The following is an 18,544-nucleotide window of genomic DNA, read 5'->3' on the forward strand; positions in this document are numbered from 1 at the left end:
CGCCTCCTAATAACTGCTATTGTATTGTTTTTCTAATTTTTTTAAATTATTGAGTATTAAACTCTCATTTAAGTCTAATTTTTTCTGTGGTTTTGGCAATATTCTTATGAGTACAGAATTTTTTTCATAATTTAAATTAAAGTCAAGTAAATTTAATTCTCTAAACACATTCAATATCGTAAAAAACTTTAATGGAATTACATTAAAAGTTCCCTTTATATTTACCATATCCAAATCAATTTCTTTTTTTATAAGTGCTTGTTTATAAATTGTTATAAATTCATCTCTTGATGGAACTATATTACTAACTACATTCTTTAAATATAATAGGTCTGTTTCATTATAATATTTTATAATTTCACTTTCTTCTCTTTTATTCTCATATATATACGAATATTCGCCTTTATTGTATAAATAATCATAAAGAATAATATTATTATATCTTTTTAAGTCTATTTTATCAATATTAGGAGAAAATATAAGCTCTAATTTATCAGTATTTTTGTTAATATCTTCAATAATATTGTAATTTATGTTAAAATCCAAATCTATAAGTGATACATCTGATATTGCTCTATAGAATCCATTTATAGAATTAGATATTATCAATGTCTCTTTTTCAAAATAATCAAATATATTTATATCTGTATTTCCATCAAATAATTCAAAACCAGACTCAGATATATTATACAAGCTTTGTGAATCTTTTGGTATTATTTTTGACATTAATTTTAGCGAAAGTTTGTCATTACTTGCACTTTTAGGTCGAGCTAATCTAATATCTTTAAGTAGAAACTGCACTTTTCTATTTCCCATATAGTTGTTCTCATCTAGTTGGAACAATACATCTACTTTATCTCCTACCTTGAATAATGATTTTAAATGACTCATGTTAAATCCTATACATTCATAGCACTTTTCATTTTCTATACTTAATTTCAAATGTTGTTGATTTTTACCTATGATTTTTAAGTCTTTTAGAATATAGTTCCTAACTATAAATCTAGGATTAGGATTATTTAATCCAAATGGTTCTAACTTATGTAATTCCTCCACAAGATTTAAACTTATTACATTTTCTTGTAGTTCAAATTCAACATTTACATTTTCTATCATATCATCTTCAGTCAAATTATAATCTGCAAACTTATTTATTTCATTAGCCAAAGCTTCCACATTTTCTGAATTTAAAGACAATCCAGCTGCTTGCTCATGTCCACCAAACCTAGTCATTAAGTCTTTGCACTTTACAAGAGCCTCAAATATATTAAATCCTTTTATTGACCTTGCTGAACCAGTAGCTTCTCCATCTTCTACACCTAAAAGAATCGTTGGCTTATAGTATTTTTCAGTCAACTTAGATGCTACAATTCCTATTATCCCATGTTGCCAACCTTCTTTAGCTAAAACTAATACTTTATCTTCATTATATCTACTATTGGACTTTAATATTTCCTCAGCTTCATGATACATCTGAGCCTCAATCATCTGTCTTTCATTATTTTTTTCTTCCAATATATTAGCTATTTCAACAGCTTCATCTTTAGATTGAGTAGTAAATAACTCAACACCCAAATAAGAATATCCTAAACGTCCTGATGCATTTATTCTAGGCCCAATTGCAAAGCCTATATGAGAAGAACCTATTTTTTCACTTTCTACACCACAAACTTTTATAAGCTCTCTTAATCCAATATTTTTGCCTTCTTTCATTAATTTTAAACCATTTTTTACAATTATTCTATTTTCATCCACAAGTGGAACAATATCACAAATAGTTGCCAATGTTACTATTTCTAAATAATCATACATGCTAGTCTTAAAATCTTCTTTTGGAGTAAGTGCTTGTATCATTTTAAATGCTACACCACATCCACATAATGCATCAAATGGATAGTTACAATCTTCTTGCTTTGGATTTATTACTGCAAAAGCTGAGGGAATTTCATTTTGGCATTCATGATGGTCTGTTATTATAACATCTATACCCAAATTATTTGCTAGGTTAACCTCAGATACTGATGTAATTCCACAATCAACACTTATAATCAAGTCACATCCCCTAGAGCTTATAAGCTTTATAGCCTCTTCATTTATACCATAGCCTTCTTCTAGTCTATTTGGAATATAGTAATCCACATGATATCCTATACTATTAAAATATAAGCATAAAATAGAAGTAGAAGATACACCATCAACATCATAATCTCCATAAATCCAAATTTTTTCTTTTTTATCAATAGCTGACTTTATTCTATCTACAGCCTTTTGCATATCTTTCATTAATAAAGGGTCTCTTAAATAGTCTAAAGATGGATTCATGAATATTTCTGAATCTTTTTCAGTATATATACCTCTATTTTTTAAAATTTGGCAGATTTCCGGGGAAATATTAAGTTTTTTGCTAAATTCACTTTCCTCTATCTTCCCTTTATATTTCAGTGTCCATTTTTTCAAATTTAATTCCCCCTAATCTTTTTTGTATTTTGACCTAATACTTCTTATAACTAAGCATAGCCCTATTATAAAAGAAATAAAGAACCCTGCTATAGCAGTAAATTTTATCCATATATTATTTTCTATATTTGGTGATGCAATTATAAGTGAAGAACCTACTATGATGGATGCTAATACTAAACTTAATGACATTTGAGAAGTTAATTCTGTTATACAAATTTCTAATTTTGTCATTTTAACATCTTCAATTTGCATTTTTATATTATTTCTTTCTACATTTCTTAAGATTGCTTTTAACTGTTTTGGAATAGTTTTTACATCAAGCAATATCTCTTCCACATTTTGTCTTGAATTTAAAACTACATTCTTAGGATTGAATTTACTTTTATAATGATGCTTCATAAACTCTTTTCCCATAGAGCCAAGAGAAAAATCTGTATTCAAGGTTCTACTTGTACCCTCTAATGTTATAATAGTCTTTGCAAGTGTTACAAACTGTGCAGGCATAATTATCTTATACTGTCTAAAAAATCTAAACAATTCATTTAATATATCTGTCACATTTATCTTTTCTATAGAGATATCATAGTAGTAATGTATTAGATACAGTAAATCCTGTCTAAGACCTTTAACATCAGCTTCTCCATTTAATGCATCCATTTCTATTAATAAGTAAATTATTTTATCAACATTTTTTTCTACACCTGCTAATGCAATTTCATTTAATTGGTTCAAAGTTCTATTATCAATAATTCCAATCATTCCAAAGTCTATATATGCTATCTTGTTTCTGCCAACTATAAATATATTACCTGGATGTGGGTCTGCATGAAAAAAACCATGTGACAATACCTGTATAAAAAAAGACCTAACACCTATTTCGACAATAGTTTTTGTATTGTAACCTAATTTTCTTATTTTTTCTACATCACTTAACTTTGTGCCATTAACTTTCTCCATTACTAAAATTCTCTTACTGTTATATTCTGAATATACTTTTGGTATATATACTTCATCACTATTTTTAAATATCCTAGAAAATTTAGTTGCATTTATAGATTCAAAATTGTAGTCAAGTTCTCTCATTAATTGAGTTTGAAATTCTTCTATCATTTGCTCTAAATCTAAATTAAAATCTTTTTTTAAGTCTTTTAATGTATGTGCAATAGTTCTAAGAATCTCCAAGTCAGATTTTATTATCTTCTCTATATTTGGCCTTTGAATTTTTACAATCACTTCTTCTCCTGTTTTAAGTATTCCTTCATAAACTTGACCAATTGAAGCTGCTGCTATTGGTTCTTCTTTAAATTCTGAGAATACTTCTTCTATGCTTAAGCCTACTTCTTCTTTAAATATTTCAATGGCTATATTTGAATCAAATTTTTCTACATCATCTCTAAGCTTTGATATTTCATCAATTATATCTTGGTCTAACAAGTCTTTTCTTGTACTCAATATTTGACCTATTTTTACATATGTAGGTCCTAGTTCTTCTAAGACTCTTTTCATTCTCTCACCAGTTGTCATGTTTTTTATTTCTTCTGGTGGGTCAAATAGTGGTATTTTATATGCTATGCCCTCTATATTTAATCTTTCTACAATAAAACTAAAACCATACTTTATCAAAATATATCCAATTTCTCTATATCTCTTTAAATTCCTATAACTTATTCTCAAATTTTTTCACTCCTAGAATAGGTATACCCAAAAACTTACACCTTAATTTATCTCTGTCTACGACATTATTTTACTAATTGATACTCTAATATCTTATATCCTCTTTAATATTTAATTTTATCACATATACTAGTAATTTTATTAAATTTCTTTAACTCAGTTAATTTTTATTTTTGACATTTCATACCTATTCTAAACAACTGCTTTCTCAAAATTAAAATACCAACTAACCTAATAAAATAAATTAGTGGTTGCCTCAAAACAAATTTAAGCATGTTTTGAAACAACCACTCTTTAATTGTTATTTTTGATTTTGTGCTGCTTCTAAATACCATTGATATGACTCATCAATATATTTTTTATCTTCTTCAGTAAGTTCTCTAACTACTTTTCCGGGAGAGCCCATTATTAAAACTCCTGGTGGAAACTTTTTATTAGATGTAATTAATGTACCTGCTCCTATTAAAGTGTATTCTCCTATTTCAGCATTATCTAGTATTATTGAACCCATTCCAATTAAAACATTGTCACTAATTTTGCAACCATGAACTATTGACCTATGCCCTACTGTTACATTATTCCCAATTACAGTATTTTCATCTCCATGTACTATTGAACAGTCTTGTATATTAGTATTTTCTCCAATAGTTATTGGTCCTTCATCTCCTCTAACTACTGCATTGTACCATACACTTGAATCTTTACCGATTTTAACATTTCCAATTATATCTGCTGATTTTGCTACAAAGACACTTTCATCAATTAAAGGTTTATCTTCTAAATAATCTCTAATCATATATAAACAACTCCTTTAAGATATAAATTTAATTATTTGCTCCTTCTAACATTAATTTTGCTTGTATCATAATAGAACATTCTGTACGCTTTCTTTGCATTTCACAGCCCAACTCATATGGTTTTGATATATCATTGTTGAAGTTTATTGCATTTGCATGACATCCACCTGAACAATAGAACTTATTCCAACATTTTTTACACTCTTCCTTAGTATATACATGAGCTTCTCTAAATGTATTTTTTAACTTTTCTGGAAGTACAATTTCTTTATCCAATATATTTGCCATTTTAAATTCTTCATTTCCAACAAATTGATGACATGGGTATATGTCTCCACTTGGTGTTACAGAAAGATACTCATTTCCAGCACCACATCCAGTTATTCTCTTTATTACGCATGGTCCTTGATTTAAATCTATCATAAAATGGAAAAATTTAAATCCATCTCCTTGTAACTGTCTATCTGCATACTCCACCGCAAATTTTTCATATTCATCAAATATTTTTGGTAAATCTTCCTCTCTAAGTGCATATGGATTACTTTCATCTCCAACAACTGGCTCTACAGATGTTAATTTAAACCCTAAATCTGCAAAATGCATAACATCTTTAGAAAAATCTAAGTTATCTCTTGTGAATGTACCTCTTATATAGTAATACTTATCTTTTGCTCTTCCTTCTACAAGTTTTTTAAATCTTGGCAATGTAATATCATAACTACCTTTGTCATTTAAAGTTGGTCTCATATTATCATTGACTTCTTTTCTTCCATCTAAACTTAAAACTACATTATGCATATTTTCATTTATATAATCTATAATTTCATCATTTAACAGCACACCATTTGTAGTTATTGTAAATCTTATATTTTTATTATAATCCTTTTCAATACTTTTTCCATATTCAACTAATTGCTTTACAACTTCAAAGTTCATTAGAGGCTCTCCACCAAAGAAATCTATCTCTAAGTTTTTTCTACTTCCAGAATTGGCAATCAAATAATCTATTGCTGCTTTACCGACTTCAAAACTCATAAGTTCTTTTTCTCCACCAAAATCCCCTTGAGCTGCAAAGCAATACTTACATTTCAAATTACAATCATGTGCTACATTTAAACATAATGCTTTTACTACAGGCTCTCTATGTACAAAGCTTGGATGATATTGATATGTATCTTCTGTATATAAAAGACCTTCTTTTTCTAAATTTAATATTTCTTCATATGCTTCATTTATTTTTTCTTCTTGATATTTAGATTTTAATATATCTAGTACTTCTTCTTTACTTTTTTCTTTATAAAAATCTAATAAATCGTATGCAACATCATCTAATACATGAACAGCTCCTCCATTCACATCTAAAACGATATTATATCCATTCATAGAAAATTTATGTATTATACTCATAACCTACCTCCTAAACTACTATCTATACTAAAGTTTTTTACTGTTTTAATTAAACTTTACCCTTCATTATATCATACAGTTTGCTTAAAATACATACAATACAAAAATGACTTACTACTCGTAAGTCATTTCAATGGATACACTATATCCCCCTAAATTAGCACACTTATACATTACAAAATAAAGTATATTATGTACTCATAAAATAAAATTTTTGTATCTAATTACTTATTTTATATTTATTAAAAGTATAATAAGTTCTTTTTATAATAATTCTATATAAATAATTTGCTTATTTTGTATTTATTAAACCATAATATTTCTTATAATTATTTCATATAAATAATTGCTTGTTTTTAATTTATCTTTTTTAAATTCTTAATTTCTTTTGGTACCTTGGGTTGATGTATAATCCATGGACAAGTGCTATTTGCTGACAAAATTGCAGTACTCAGTGCTAATGAACTAGCACACTTTATAATTTTCACAATAAACTTTTTCATAATTTAATTCTCCCTCGTACACATTTTACTTATATTCTTTTTAGATTTTAACTTACCTAATACTAGCATTATACAAATCCAAAACATTGCAAAAGCACTATATATAAAGTAATCCATAAATACATTTGATGAAAAACTTGAAACTGTCATTAACAAGACTACTGTAGACATAGATATAGCAATTTTTTTATAAGTTAACTTTTCTATCTCACTTATAGGATTACTTTTATGCTCTACTGGACACATGATGCAAATTCCAATCCAACTAATACTAGCAATAATCATAATAATATTTTTAAATAAATATACATTTAGATTTTCTATAATAAATATTGTAGATAAGATTATAAAAATAAAGGTTAATAGACATCTAAAATAGTTATTTGCATGATACCCTCCAGAAAATTGTCTTATTGGACAGTAACATATTAAAAAAAATAATATATATGTAAATTTCCCAAATAAAAAACCTAAGAGTAGTATGGTCGTTATATTAACTATAAAAGCAATTAATATTTCAAATCCATAAGAATACACCCTAGATTCATGGTTATCTATCATGTTGTTATAAATTAAAACAGATGTCATTTTATCAGCATATCTCTTAAACATTATTACCTCCAGAAAAAAATTTTACATATATAGAATAGCGTCTTTTTTGAGAAAATTCAATATATTTTTCAAAACTAGTTATTGAAATTGTAAAACTGGTCAAAAAAAGACCTATATAATCATTTTGTTATTTTTTATATAATAAAAAAGTTATAATAAAAGAGTTTTATTAAGCTTTATATGCATAAAAGCACATAACTTATAGTATATAAGTTATGTGCTTTTATTTTTATTATAAATCCTTAATTTTATATTTATTTTTATGATATACCTTAGTTTTGCTTTTATTTTCGTAATATATATGTTTAACTTTGTTTTTGCTTTACATATTGAAGTGCTTTTCTATTCTGTTTTACTGCCTCTAAACAAACTTTTTCTGTTTGATTTTCTACATATTCCAAAGCTCTATAATTCTGTTTTACTGCTTCTAAACATATCTTTTCTGTTTGATTTTTAACATATTTTATCATTCTATAATCTTGTCTTACTGCCCTTAAACAAATATCCTCTGTTTGTTCTTTTACATATTTAAGTGCCTCAAAACTTTGATTTACTGCTTCCAAACAAACCTTTTCTGTTTGCTCTTTTACATATTGTATAGCACTGTAATTTTCTTTTACCGCCTCTATACACATTGATTCTGTTTGCTCTTCTATATATTTAAGAATATTTCCATTTTGCTTTACTGCCTCTAAACATACTTTTTCTGTTAGTATCTTTATATAGGTCAATATTTCTTTTATTTCAAAATCTTTAAATGATCCCCTTATAGCTTCTATACATATTTCTTCTGTCTGTTTCTTTACATATTGTAATACTTTCCCATTTTGTCTTACTGCCTCTAAACAAATATTCTCTGTCTGCTCTTTTACATATTGTAGTGCTCTTCCATCATTTCTTACTGCCTCTAAACAGATTTCTTCCGTCTGCTTATTTACATATTGAAGAGCCATATAACTTCGTCTTACTGCTTCTATACATATTTTTTCTGTCTGTTCATTTACATAATACAAGGCAAAATCATTTTGCTTTACTGCTTCTATACATATTTCTTCTGTCTGTTCTTCTACACAAGGCAATGCACTGTAGTTTTCCTTTACTGCTTCTAAACATATACTATTATTTTGTTCCTTAACATAAGCTAAAGACTTTCCATCTTTTTTTACTGCTTCTAAGCATATTGTTGGAGTCTGTTCTTTTATATCCTTTAATATTTCTGCCACATCATTTTTTGATGCCCTTTCTATTAATTCTAAACATACCTCTTCTGTCTGCTCTTCAACAAATCTAAAAACTTCCATAACATCATGAGTTGATGCACTTCTTATAGCTTCAATTAATATATTTTCTGTCTTGTCGTTTACGTAATATAAGGCTCTATAATTCTGTTTTACAGCTTCTATACATATAGCTTCGGTTTGATTTGTTATGTATTTGAGAGCTTTATAAGTCTGCTTTACTGCCTCCATGCACACCCTATCAGTCTTATCTTTTACAAATTCTATTATTGTACCATCTTGCCTTACTGCTAGTAAACACATTTCTTCAGTTTGATTTTCTATGTCTTTTAATTCTCTATAGTCATATTTCACTCTGCTTAAGTCATTTAAATGTACATTATTATCTTCTTCTGAATTATCCTCATTAATTTTTATATCATCCTCAAATTCTTCATCATCTAAATAGTCATCTTTATCTGGCAAAAACATAGATTTAATTTTATTTTTTATATCCATAAAATTAACCTCCTTTAATACGATTTTATCATTAAAGTAAATCATTTTTAAGTATTTATTTAATTAATTTTATATTAAGTTCTTTTAAAAGTCCATTCATTGTCGATAGATTCTATTTTATATTAATAATTTAATTATAAACATGCGGGGTAATAAAGTTAATAGTGGACATTTTTCATCCCATTAGTATATACTATTTATATTTAATACTCATTTATAGTTATTTTTTTCAATTTTTTCATCATTTACTATATCATATTCATTTAATTTATGATATTATTTAAGTATAATATAAGTTTTATAAAGTATATTAAATATATTATAAGATGGAGGTTGAGTAATTTTGAAAGGAAACATAGTACAATATAATTTTGCAGATATAGAGGAAGAAGTATATTCATTGGATTATGCTATAGCATGGAATATAGACGAGGAAAACGTAAACATTATACCATTTACAAATAAATTCTGTAAAGAATCTATAGAATCTTTTTGTTTAGGTAAAATTGACAACTTTGTTGAAATATTAAATGAAGGCTTTGTTGAAAATCATCATTATGTACATTTGGATAAGATGGTAAGTGTTCCTAAGAAAAAAGTTAATTTAGTATATCAACAAGACACATATGGTTCTCTTTTAAGAGATAGCAATAGTAATCTTATTCCTGTAAAAATAACTTCAGAACAATCTAAGTCTATATCAAATAAGGTTGATTTATTTTGTGCTGGTGAAGAAAAATGTTTAATTAATATATTACTAAAGGCTGACCCATCATATGTTTTGGATGTAGATAGCATAAAAGATAAAAACATCTTAAATTTAGGTTATGAATCTATTGATAGATACAAAGAATATAACTTTGATGATGATAAGATTTTAATATTTTTTATAAATAAAAAGCGTTATTCTGTAATTATGAAAAAAACAAATAATTCTAATGGAGATTTAGCTACTAGAAACAATGTTATTAAGGAGTTATTTGCTAATAAAGCAGGAAATATCAACTAATCTTAGGATTTTAATGTGATAATTTTTGATTAAATAATAATATACAAAGTGGGAGTAGAAAAATCTACTCCCACTTATTTATAATAAACAAATAAATCCCTGAATCTATTGAGTGATTATAATTTTTAGATTGTACTAGCTTACATTTTTAAATTTACATTTTAAAATTTAAGGTGCACTTTCTACTCTAAACTTTAATCTCTACATCAATATCATCAACTGTAACACTTACAATTAAATCTTTAATAATCAAACCTTAGACCATATATATTAAAACTCAAATTAAATTCAGGATTTATCTGGATATCACATTAGAATTATACATTCATATTCAATATCTTAAGTTCTTAATTTATTTTACCCTTAATTCTATTATTAAATACTTTTAATTATTTTTCAATACAATATCAAATTTTAACATTAATAATTTTAAGTTTAAATTTATTTCGTAAATCCAGATACTTTCCACACTCCACCATCATTTATAACATCAATATTAATGTCAGAAAAACCTAATTTTCCACCAGCCTTTTCTACCCCATCATTGGCAAATATTACATTATAACTTCTTTTATCTTTTTCTTCTTCTCCTAAATCCATTTTTTCTATATATACAATTGTATCGCTATTAATATAATCTGGTAAATTCATTTCAAATCTAGTATCAGTGAACTACCATCCACTTAACTACCTACGGTAATGTTTGAAGTGGTGGCTTCTTTGTCAAGATAACTATTGTTATCAGTATCTCCAAGCTATTGGGCTAGTTCCTAACCCTTATGATTACCATTTATATGGCTAAGTTTAGTAGATTGATACTTGCATTGATATCTCTATCGTGGAATGCTCCACACTCTGGACATTCCCATTCTCTTAGTCCTAAGTTCTTCACTAATGGATTTTTATATCCACATTTAGAACATAATTGACTAGATGCGAAATTCTTATCTGCTACTATTATTTCTCTACCATACCAATTAGCTTTATATTCTAACATTCTTCTGAACTCCGACCAACTTGCTTCGCTTATAGATTTCGCTAACTTATGATTTTTCACCATATTCTTTACCTTCAAGTCCTCAATAACTATAACTTGGTTTTCGTGTATTAGTTTAGTTGATAACTTATTTAGGAAATCTGCTCTTTGGTCTGATATCTTTTGATGCAACCTTGCTACCTTCAATCTTGCTTTATATCTATTATTGCTTCCTTTTTGTTTTCTTGATAAGTCCTTTTGTAGTTTAGTTAATCTTTTCTCTGATTTTCTAAAGTGTTTAGGATTATCTACTCTAAATCCATCGCTACATATTGCAAATTCTTTCAATCCAACATCTACACCTATTTTCTTATCAATAGTTTTTAGTTTCTCTATTTCAGTTTCTGCTAATATAGAAATATAATATCTATTACCTGGTGTTCTCGATATAGTACAACTCTTTATTTCTCCATCAAACATTCTATGTTGTTTTATCCTAACCATCGATTTTAGTTTAGGTAATTTTATATATCCATTTTCAATCCTTACAGTACCTTTTTGGTTGTTAGTAGTATAACTATGATAGTTTATTTTCTTAGATTTGAATTTAGGAAAACCTACTGATTTATCTCTAAAAAAGTTTTTATAGGCTTTATCTAAATTCATTTGTTCATTTGCTAGTGCTAAACTATCAACTTCTTTTAGGAACTCATATTTCTTTTTGTAATGTGCAGGTGTAGGATATTTTATTTTTTTAATATCTAAGTCCTTGTTTTCCTCATATGCTTTAATCCTATCGGATAACATAAGATTATATATAAGTCTGCTACATCCAAAAGTTTTAGCAAAATATTCTTTTTGTTCGCTATTTGGATATAATCTATATTTATATGCTCTTAACATATTATCCCTACTTTCCTTGATTTTCTATGTATTGTTTTACAACATCCAATGGAGCTCCACCAGTTGTTACTAGACAATAACTTTTGCTCCAAAAGTATTCTTTCCATAAGGACTTACGAATACTTGGAAATTCATTCTTTATTCTTCTACTTGATGCTGATTTATAAGCATTTAGGAGTTTAGATATCTCTGTATTTGGTTTTGCTTTGAATAACAAGTGCACATGGTCAATATCATGATTCCATTCTAGCAACTCCACTCCATAATTTGGGGAGATATCTACAAATATATCTTTTAGTCTATCTGATATAGAGTTATCTATTACTTTTCTTCTATATTTTATACACATAACTAAGTGATAGTGTAACAAAAATACTTAATGATTATTACTATCTAATTTCATTGTAGTTACTTCCTTTCAGTTTTTACTACTGATTTTATAATACAATACATCTTTTGAAAATCAAGTAAAATAAATAACCTATCGGTTAGGCTTCCATCCTCCACCTCCTATGACGAGGAAGAGGAATTTCGCCATAGGAGGTTAAATATATACTCTTTAAACCATTCACCCTTAATATATATTACCATATTTCAAAAGTACATCCACATAACATTAATACATATTCAGGTGCAATTACCTAAAAAATAAGTCTACAAAAAACACAAACTATAATTAAGGTATTATAAATTTTAATTTATAATAATAAAAAAGCCATAGCGTATAAAATAAACTATGGCTTTTCTTTACTTATTGAGTTATTCATATTATTTATAACATATCTACATGGATATTTTATATAATATAAGTTTGTAAATTACATATTATATATTTTATAAATTACATGTTAAAAGTTGTTTCAATATATCTTTTTATTTCTTCCGCAGTACCCATATTAAGTACTTCATCAGCTAATTTTTTCATATCCGCTTCTTTAACTGAAGTTATTAATTTTCTAGCAGGAAGTATTGATATTGGAGACATAGAAAACTCGTCTAATCCCATACCTAAAAGTATTGGTATCATTTTTTGGTCTCCAGCAGATTCTCCACACATACCTGCCCATTTACCTTCTTTATGTGCATTATCTATAACTGTCTTTATAAGTCTTAAAACAGCTGGATTAAATTGATTGTAAAGATAGCTTATCTTTTGATTCATTCTATCAACTGCACAAGTATATTGTATTAAATCATTAGTTCCTATTGAGAAGAAATCTACATGTTTAGCAAGTATATCAGATATTACAGCAGCAGATGGCACTTCTATCATCATACCGATTTCTACATCTTTAGCATAAGCTATACCTTCAGAATCAAGTTCTGCTAAAACTTCTTTTACAACTTCTTTAGCTTGTAATAATTCTTCTAAAGATGAAATCATAGGGAACATTATTCTCAATCTTCCATGAACACTTGCTCTATATAAAGCTCTTAATTGAGTCTTAAATATATCTGTTCTATCTAAACAAAGTCTTATTGCTCTGTAACCTAAAAATGGATTCATTTCAGGTTCCATAGTCAAGTAACTTAACTCTTTATCTCCACCTATATCTAATGTTCTTATAACTATAGGCTTACCTTCCATTCCTTCTAATACAGCTTTATAAGCTTCATATTGTATTTCCTCAGTTGGGAAAGAATCTCTATCCATATATAAAAATTCTGTTCTATAAAGACCAACACCTTCAGCATCATTCTTTATTAGACCTTCTATATCATTAGGAGTTCCTATATTACCAGCTAATTCAACGTGTTTCCCATCAAGAGTTACTGATTGCTTTCCTTTTAATAATTGTAATGCTTTTCTTTCCTCTTCATACTTAGCTTTTAACTCAGTGTATTTGCTTATAGTGTCTTCATCTGGATTAACGATTACTTCACCAGTATCTCCATTGAAAACTACAAAATCTCCATCTTTAACATTTGAAGTTATATCACTTAGTCCAACGATTGCAGCGATTTCTAAAGTTCTAGACATTATAGCTGTATGAGAAGTTCTTCCACCTATGTCAGTTAAAAATCCTAAAACCATTTTTTTGTTCATAGTTGCTGTATCTGATGGAGTTAAATCATGTGCTATTAATACTACTTCTTCACTTAAAGCAGATAAATCAACAACTTTGATTCCTAGTATATGTCTAAGTATTCTATTTGTAACGTCCTTTATGTCTGCTGCTCTTTCTTTCATATATTCATTGTCCATAGACTCAAACATACTAACAAACATTTCTTTTATTTCATTTAAAGCATATTCTGCATTTACATTTTCAGTTTTGATTTTATCAATTGCAGAACCAATTAACTCTGGGTCCTCTAAAACTAATAAATGTGCTTCAAATATTTCTGCCTCTTCTTCTCCTAATTCTTGAGAAGCTTTTTCCTTAACTTTTATTAATTCTTCTTTAGAAACTACAACTGCATTTTCTAATTTAGCAACTTCCGCTTCAACATTATCTATAGTTTTTTTCTCAATTACTAACTCACTATGCTCAACTACTAACGCTTTCCCTAAAGCAATACCAGGAGAAGCTCCTATTCCTTTGTAAGCCATAACCCTACCTCCTAAAAATATCTTCTTTATTTTGATTCCAAATTTATAATTAAAAATATCTTACTTATTTCATCATTTAAAATATTTATATTTTCATACCCAATTAATAATAATCTTAATCTTCTGATTAAATAAACATGAAAGTAACAAAGAAACTAAATATTTACAAACTTTTGTCTGTATATTTTTAATGTTTCTCTGTTACTTTTACTCTAAGCAATGATTAGATTATAAATACCAAATTTTTAGAAATTATTATATCTACTCTCCAAATCCACTTTCAACTAATTCAACCATTGCTGCTAAAGCTACTTCTTCATCTTCTCCATTTACAACTAATTTTAATTCTTCTCCTTGAGCTAAACCTAAACTCATTATTCCCATGATTGATTTTGCATTTACAGTTTTGTCTTTTGCCACAACTTCTACTGTTGATTTAAACTCAGCAGCCTTCTTAACAAACATTCCTGCTGGTCTAGCATGTAATCCACTTGCATTTTTGATACTAACTACTTTTTCCATTTTTTAAATCCTCCTATAAACCTAACATTTTATATTTTTTAAAATTGTTTTCCTATTTTTTACTTTAATGGCACTTAGTGGTACTTTTTTGTCCTATGGTCATTTTTTGTTCCCACTAGTGCTACAAAAATATTATACTACTAATATACACTTTTTTCGAGTATAATTACAAATTTTTTTTTGTTTTTTATTTAACTTTGACTTTTTAAGTCTTTTATAATACAATTTGTCAATAATTTTGTGTTTTTGTTCTTTTTGATACTGATTTTAGGTCTAATTTCAAAATTTGATGCTAAATTCTTATTAGAATCAATATTTGTATTTACAACATCTATAACCTTATTAAAATCATATAATTTTACCCTATTTATACTATTTTCTTCAAGTTTTTTCTCATATACACAGTAAAATAAATCTTTATATGAAAAATTTTTGGGTAAACCAAGTGTCTCACCAAGCTTCGGTATTACATTTTCCATAACAGTTCTAAGTGAAACATCTCTTTTTATATTCAATAAGTTACAAATACATTGTATTGTTTCATTACTCATTCTTCTAAATCTATCAAAACAATACTCTTCATCATACTTATACTCTACATCAAAGTAATACTTAATACCATCGCATCTTTCATAAACTTTCATAGTATCTAAATATCCTAATCGAATATTTTTTTCTACATTATCTCTATCTTTATTAAGAGAACCGCCTAAATATTCTGATGGTATTATGGTTTTTATATTTATATTTTGATGTTTATTTAGGTTCATTTTTCCAAGAAAATCATCAATTAACCTAATTACAACAACATCTTCATATCCTTTATCTTCTAAAAGCCCTATTGGCATATTATCACAAAACATTCCATCCAAATACAATTTATCATCCATTACATTTGTTTGGAAAATAGGCAAACTAGAACTAGCAATTAAATAATCAACCAATCTACCTTGTGGCATATCTTCTATATACAATGGATGAGGATTAATTTTTTTATCCCACCAAACCGTAACAAGTCCAAAGTCTTTTTTTGATTTTCTTATTATATCTTCATTTAATGTAGTTTCCATCAAGTGTCTTAATGGGCTTATATCTATACCTTCATTTTTTCTGGCTTTATTTATAAGTTCAAAAACTGCATTGATATTTTTCGTAGTAAAATCTACATTTTTAAATCTCTCATAGCTTTCTTTGTCAATATTCATAAAATGAGTATAATCATAGTTTAGCCATATATCTTCCATTACCTCAATATCGTTTTGAATTATATATGCTCCATTCAAAGCCCCAATTGATGTTCCTGTTACTCCTTGAAATTCTATACCAAGTTCTCTTAAAGCTTTATACGCACCTATTTGATAAGCTCCTTTTGTTCCTCCACCTTCTAAAACTAATCCTTTCATATTATCACCTACTATTTAAAGCGTTCCTAATTTATATTCCTCAGCAAATATTAATTCAAAAAACTACTTTTAGCTATTGGAGAAAAATAAAATTGTACAAATTTATTTTTATTTTATCAAAAAAATATTCAAAAGTATATATTTTTAATATTTTTTATATGGTTAACTTTTTCTTTATCAATTTAGATAAATTATTAACATTCAACATATTTTTTCATATCCATACTTATTTATATTCCCAAAGAATCTATTACTAATTTATCTATTTTTATCTGCAATTTTTCTACTCTGTCTTTGTCTATTGTTTCATTTAATAAAATTGATATTATTTGTTTTGATAAATCCTCTATTGTTTCATAATTATTATCTCTAAAAATTCTTATCTTCATAACCTTATTAGGATAATAATCATATATATTTTTACTCATTTTTTTAGCTGTTATTTTAAAGTATTTATCATATACACTAGAATTTAAAATTCCAACTAAATATTCATATGAAAATTTATCTAAATACTCATCTTTTATGAAAAAAGAATATACATCTGCACTTGAAAAATTATTATCATAATCTATAGCAAACCTATTTTCTTTGGATTTATATGGATACATTATCTTTTTTCTTTCGAAAAAAAGCTTTTCTCTACCCCATTGAAGCTCATACCACTTTCTTATTCCACTTTTACATTCTCTTCTGTTTTCTAATTTAGTCTTATACACACCTATAATTTCATCAAGTATTTTTTTGTTTTTAACCTCGTCATCTATATCATTTGAGTATATTAACTTATATTTACTTTTCTCTACTACATACTTGTTTATATTTTTGCTTTTTATCCAATCTTTTAAAAGCTTCTCATCTACAAAATTTAATTTTAAATCCCCTTCACTTAAAATAAAAGCCTTATCACATCCTGTAATTATGCCTTGAAAGCTTACAGCTATGTCTTCTAGGCTATATTTACCTTTTTCTTGTATTTTATTATAAAAAGATTCATTATCCTTATTTACAATTATCCATTCATCAGAAAGCAAGTTTTGATTTATATTAAAATATTCAAATTTACTACTATTTAAAAGTTCTTCTAGTGTTTCAAATTTATTTATAGATACATCTTCATTCTTTATTCTAAATATATCTATAGGCGTATCATTCAATTTTTTTTTATTAAAAGTAAGAATACAACTAGAAACACCTATATTTTTAAATATATTTGCACCCAAAAAATCTACTATTTCTTTAATATTAACATTTGACTTAATATAATCTCTCAAATCTTTTCCTGACAAACTTTCTAAGAAATATCTCGGCGTTATAACACTTCCAGTTCCTCCACATTTTAAGATATCTATAATCTTTTTATAAAAACAAAAATATAAGTCAGCTTTATCTTTATAAACTTCACTGTACTTTTCTAAAAGAAATTTTTTATATTTTTTTTCAAGTTTTTTATGTCCAATATACGGAGGATTACCAACTATGTAATCAAACTTATATCGCCAGTTTTTCTTTAGACTATCACAACAAAATAGGTTGATTTTAATACCTTCATCTTTTAAATCATTCGTTGTCTTTTTGTTTTTTAAGCTATCCTTTAGTATATTTATAGCATTTTCATCGATATCAGCACCATATATACAATAGTTCAATATATGATTGTGTATATTATCAATCTGCCAATAATTTTCATCATATTTATTTTTTAATTCATAAATATTTTTTTCAAATAAGTCATATAAAATATCATATACTTCCAAAAGAAAGTTCCCACATCCACAAGATATGTCAAGAATTCTCGGATATGGATTTTTAATTATATCGTGATTTCTCAAGGTTTTTTTAACAATATAATCGACAATGATTTTAGGTGTATAGTATATTCCACCTGCTTTTTTAGTATCTACATCTAAACTATTCTCATACTCTTTAGATAATAGAAAATTATCTTGAGATATATCATCCATAACTGAAAACCTCCAACTATTAGC

Annotated in this window: 15 protein-coding genes; 1 reads left to right on the forward strand and 14 read right to left on the reverse strand. The window is 26.7% G+C overall.

Annotated features, from left to right (window positions below):
- Positions 1-6: 6 nt before the first annotated feature.
- From recJ to IC175_RS03840, 7 genes are all read right to left on the reverse strand, one after another.
- A complete protein-coding gene (recJ, locus tag IC175_RS03810; RefSeq protein WP_227851123.1) occupies positions 7-2,457 on the reverse strand; it encodes a single-stranded-DNA-specific exonuclease RecJ in 2,451 nt (816 codons plus the stop codon).
- 12 nt (positions 2,458-2,469) lie between these two features.
- Positions 2,470-4,134 (reverse strand): ABC1 kinase family protein, encoded by a 1,665-nt coding sequence (locus IC175_RS03815; RefSeq protein ID WP_227824276.1) that lies wholly within the window; start codon positions 4,132-4,134, stop codon positions 2,470-2,472.
- 301 nt (positions 4,135-4,435) lie between these two features.
- Positions 4,436-4,930, reverse strand: coding sequence for a gamma carbonic anhydrase family protein (locus tag IC175_RS03820; RefSeq protein WP_227824277.1), 495 nt, complete (start codon positions 4,928-4,930; stop codon positions 4,436-4,438).
- A 28-nt stretch (positions 4,931-4,958) separates the two neighbouring features.
- Positions 4,959-6,338 carry a thioether cross-link-forming SCIFF peptide maturase gene (scfB, locus tag IC175_RS03825; protein ID WP_227434484.1) on the reverse strand — a complete coding sequence of 460 codons (1,380 nt, stop codon included), beginning with the start codon at positions 6,336-6,338 and terminating at the stop codon, positions 4,959-4,961.
- A gap of 356 nt (positions 6,339-6,694) precedes the next feature.
- Positions 6,695-6,841, reverse strand: a complete 147-nt coding sequence (locus IC175_RS03830; protein ID WP_227851124.1) for a cyclic lactone autoinducer peptide — start codon at positions 6,839-6,841, stop codon at positions 6,695-6,697.
- Positions 6,842-6,844: 3 nt separating this feature from the next.
- A complete protein-coding gene (locus IC175_RS03835) occupies positions 6,845-7,453 on the reverse strand; it encodes an accessory gene regulator ArgB-like protein (RefSeq protein WP_227434482.1) in 609 nt (202 codons plus the stop codon).
- Between the two features lie 305 nt (positions 7,454-7,758).
- Entirely contained in the window at positions 7,759-9,189 is a 1,431-nt protein-coding gene (locus IC175_RS03840) for a DUF4116 domain-containing protein (RefSeq protein WP_227482131.1), read from the reverse strand.
- A 343-nt stretch (positions 9,190-9,532) separates the two neighbouring features.
- Between IC175_RS03840 and IC175_RS03845 the strand changes: the two genes are divergently transcribed.
- Entirely contained in the window at positions 9,533-10,198 is a 666-nt protein-coding gene (locus tag IC175_RS03845; RefSeq protein ID WP_227434480.1) for a hypothetical protein, read from the forward strand.
- Positions 10,199-10,639: 441 nt separating this feature from the next.
- On the opposite strand, the gene IC175_RS03850 is transcribed toward IC175_RS03845, so the two are convergent.
- From IC175_RS03850 to IC175_RS03880, 7 genes are all read right to left on the reverse strand, one after another.
- Positions 10,640-10,849: a hypothetical protein gene (locus tag IC175_RS03850; RefSeq protein WP_227851125.1), complete on the reverse strand. Its 210-nt coding sequence runs from the start codon at positions 10,847-10,849 to the stop codon at positions 10,640-10,642.
- A 139-nt stretch (positions 10,850-10,988) separates the two neighbouring features.
- Positions 10,989-12,077 carry an IS200/IS605 family element RNA-guided endonuclease TnpB gene (gene tnpB / locus IC175_RS03855; protein WP_227851126.1) on the reverse strand — a complete coding sequence of 363 codons (1,089 nt, stop codon included), beginning with the start codon at positions 12,075-12,077 and terminating at the stop codon, positions 10,989-10,991.
- A 7-nt stretch (positions 12,078-12,084) separates the two neighbouring features.
- Entirely contained in the window at positions 12,085-12,447 is a 363-nt protein-coding gene (tnpA, locus tag IC175_RS03860) for an IS200/IS605 family transposase (protein ID WP_227835271.1), read from the reverse strand.
- Between the two features lie 471 nt (positions 12,448-12,918).
- Positions 12,919-14,631: a phosphoenolpyruvate--protein phosphotransferase gene (gene ptsP / locus IC175_RS03865; protein WP_227846071.1), complete on the reverse strand. Its 1,713-nt coding sequence runs from the start codon at positions 14,629-14,631 to the stop codon at positions 12,919-12,921.
- Between the two features lie 261 nt (positions 14,632-14,892).
- On the reverse strand, positions 14,893-15,153 hold the full coding sequence (locus IC175_RS03870; RefSeq protein ID WP_003422895.1) for an HPr family phosphocarrier protein: 261 nt from the start codon (positions 15,151-15,153) through the stop codon (positions 14,893-14,895).
- A gap of 191 nt (positions 15,154-15,344) precedes the next feature.
- Positions 15,345-16,556 (reverse strand): patatin-like phospholipase family protein, encoded by a 1,212-nt coding sequence (locus tag IC175_RS03875; RefSeq protein WP_227851127.1) that lies wholly within the window; start codon positions 16,554-16,556, stop codon positions 15,345-15,347.
- A gap of 230 nt (positions 16,557-16,786) precedes the next feature.
- Positions 16,787-18,520, reverse strand: coding sequence for an Eco57I restriction-modification methylase domain-containing protein (locus IC175_RS03880; protein WP_227851128.1), 1,734 nt, complete (start codon positions 18,518-18,520; stop codon positions 16,787-16,789).
- Positions 18,521-18,544: the final 24 nt, after the last annotated feature.

This window comes from Clostridioides sp. ES-S-0123-01 (assembly GCF_020658415.1).
Lineage (GTDB): Bacteria > Bacillota > Clostridia > Peptostreptococcales > Peptostreptococcaceae > Clostridioides.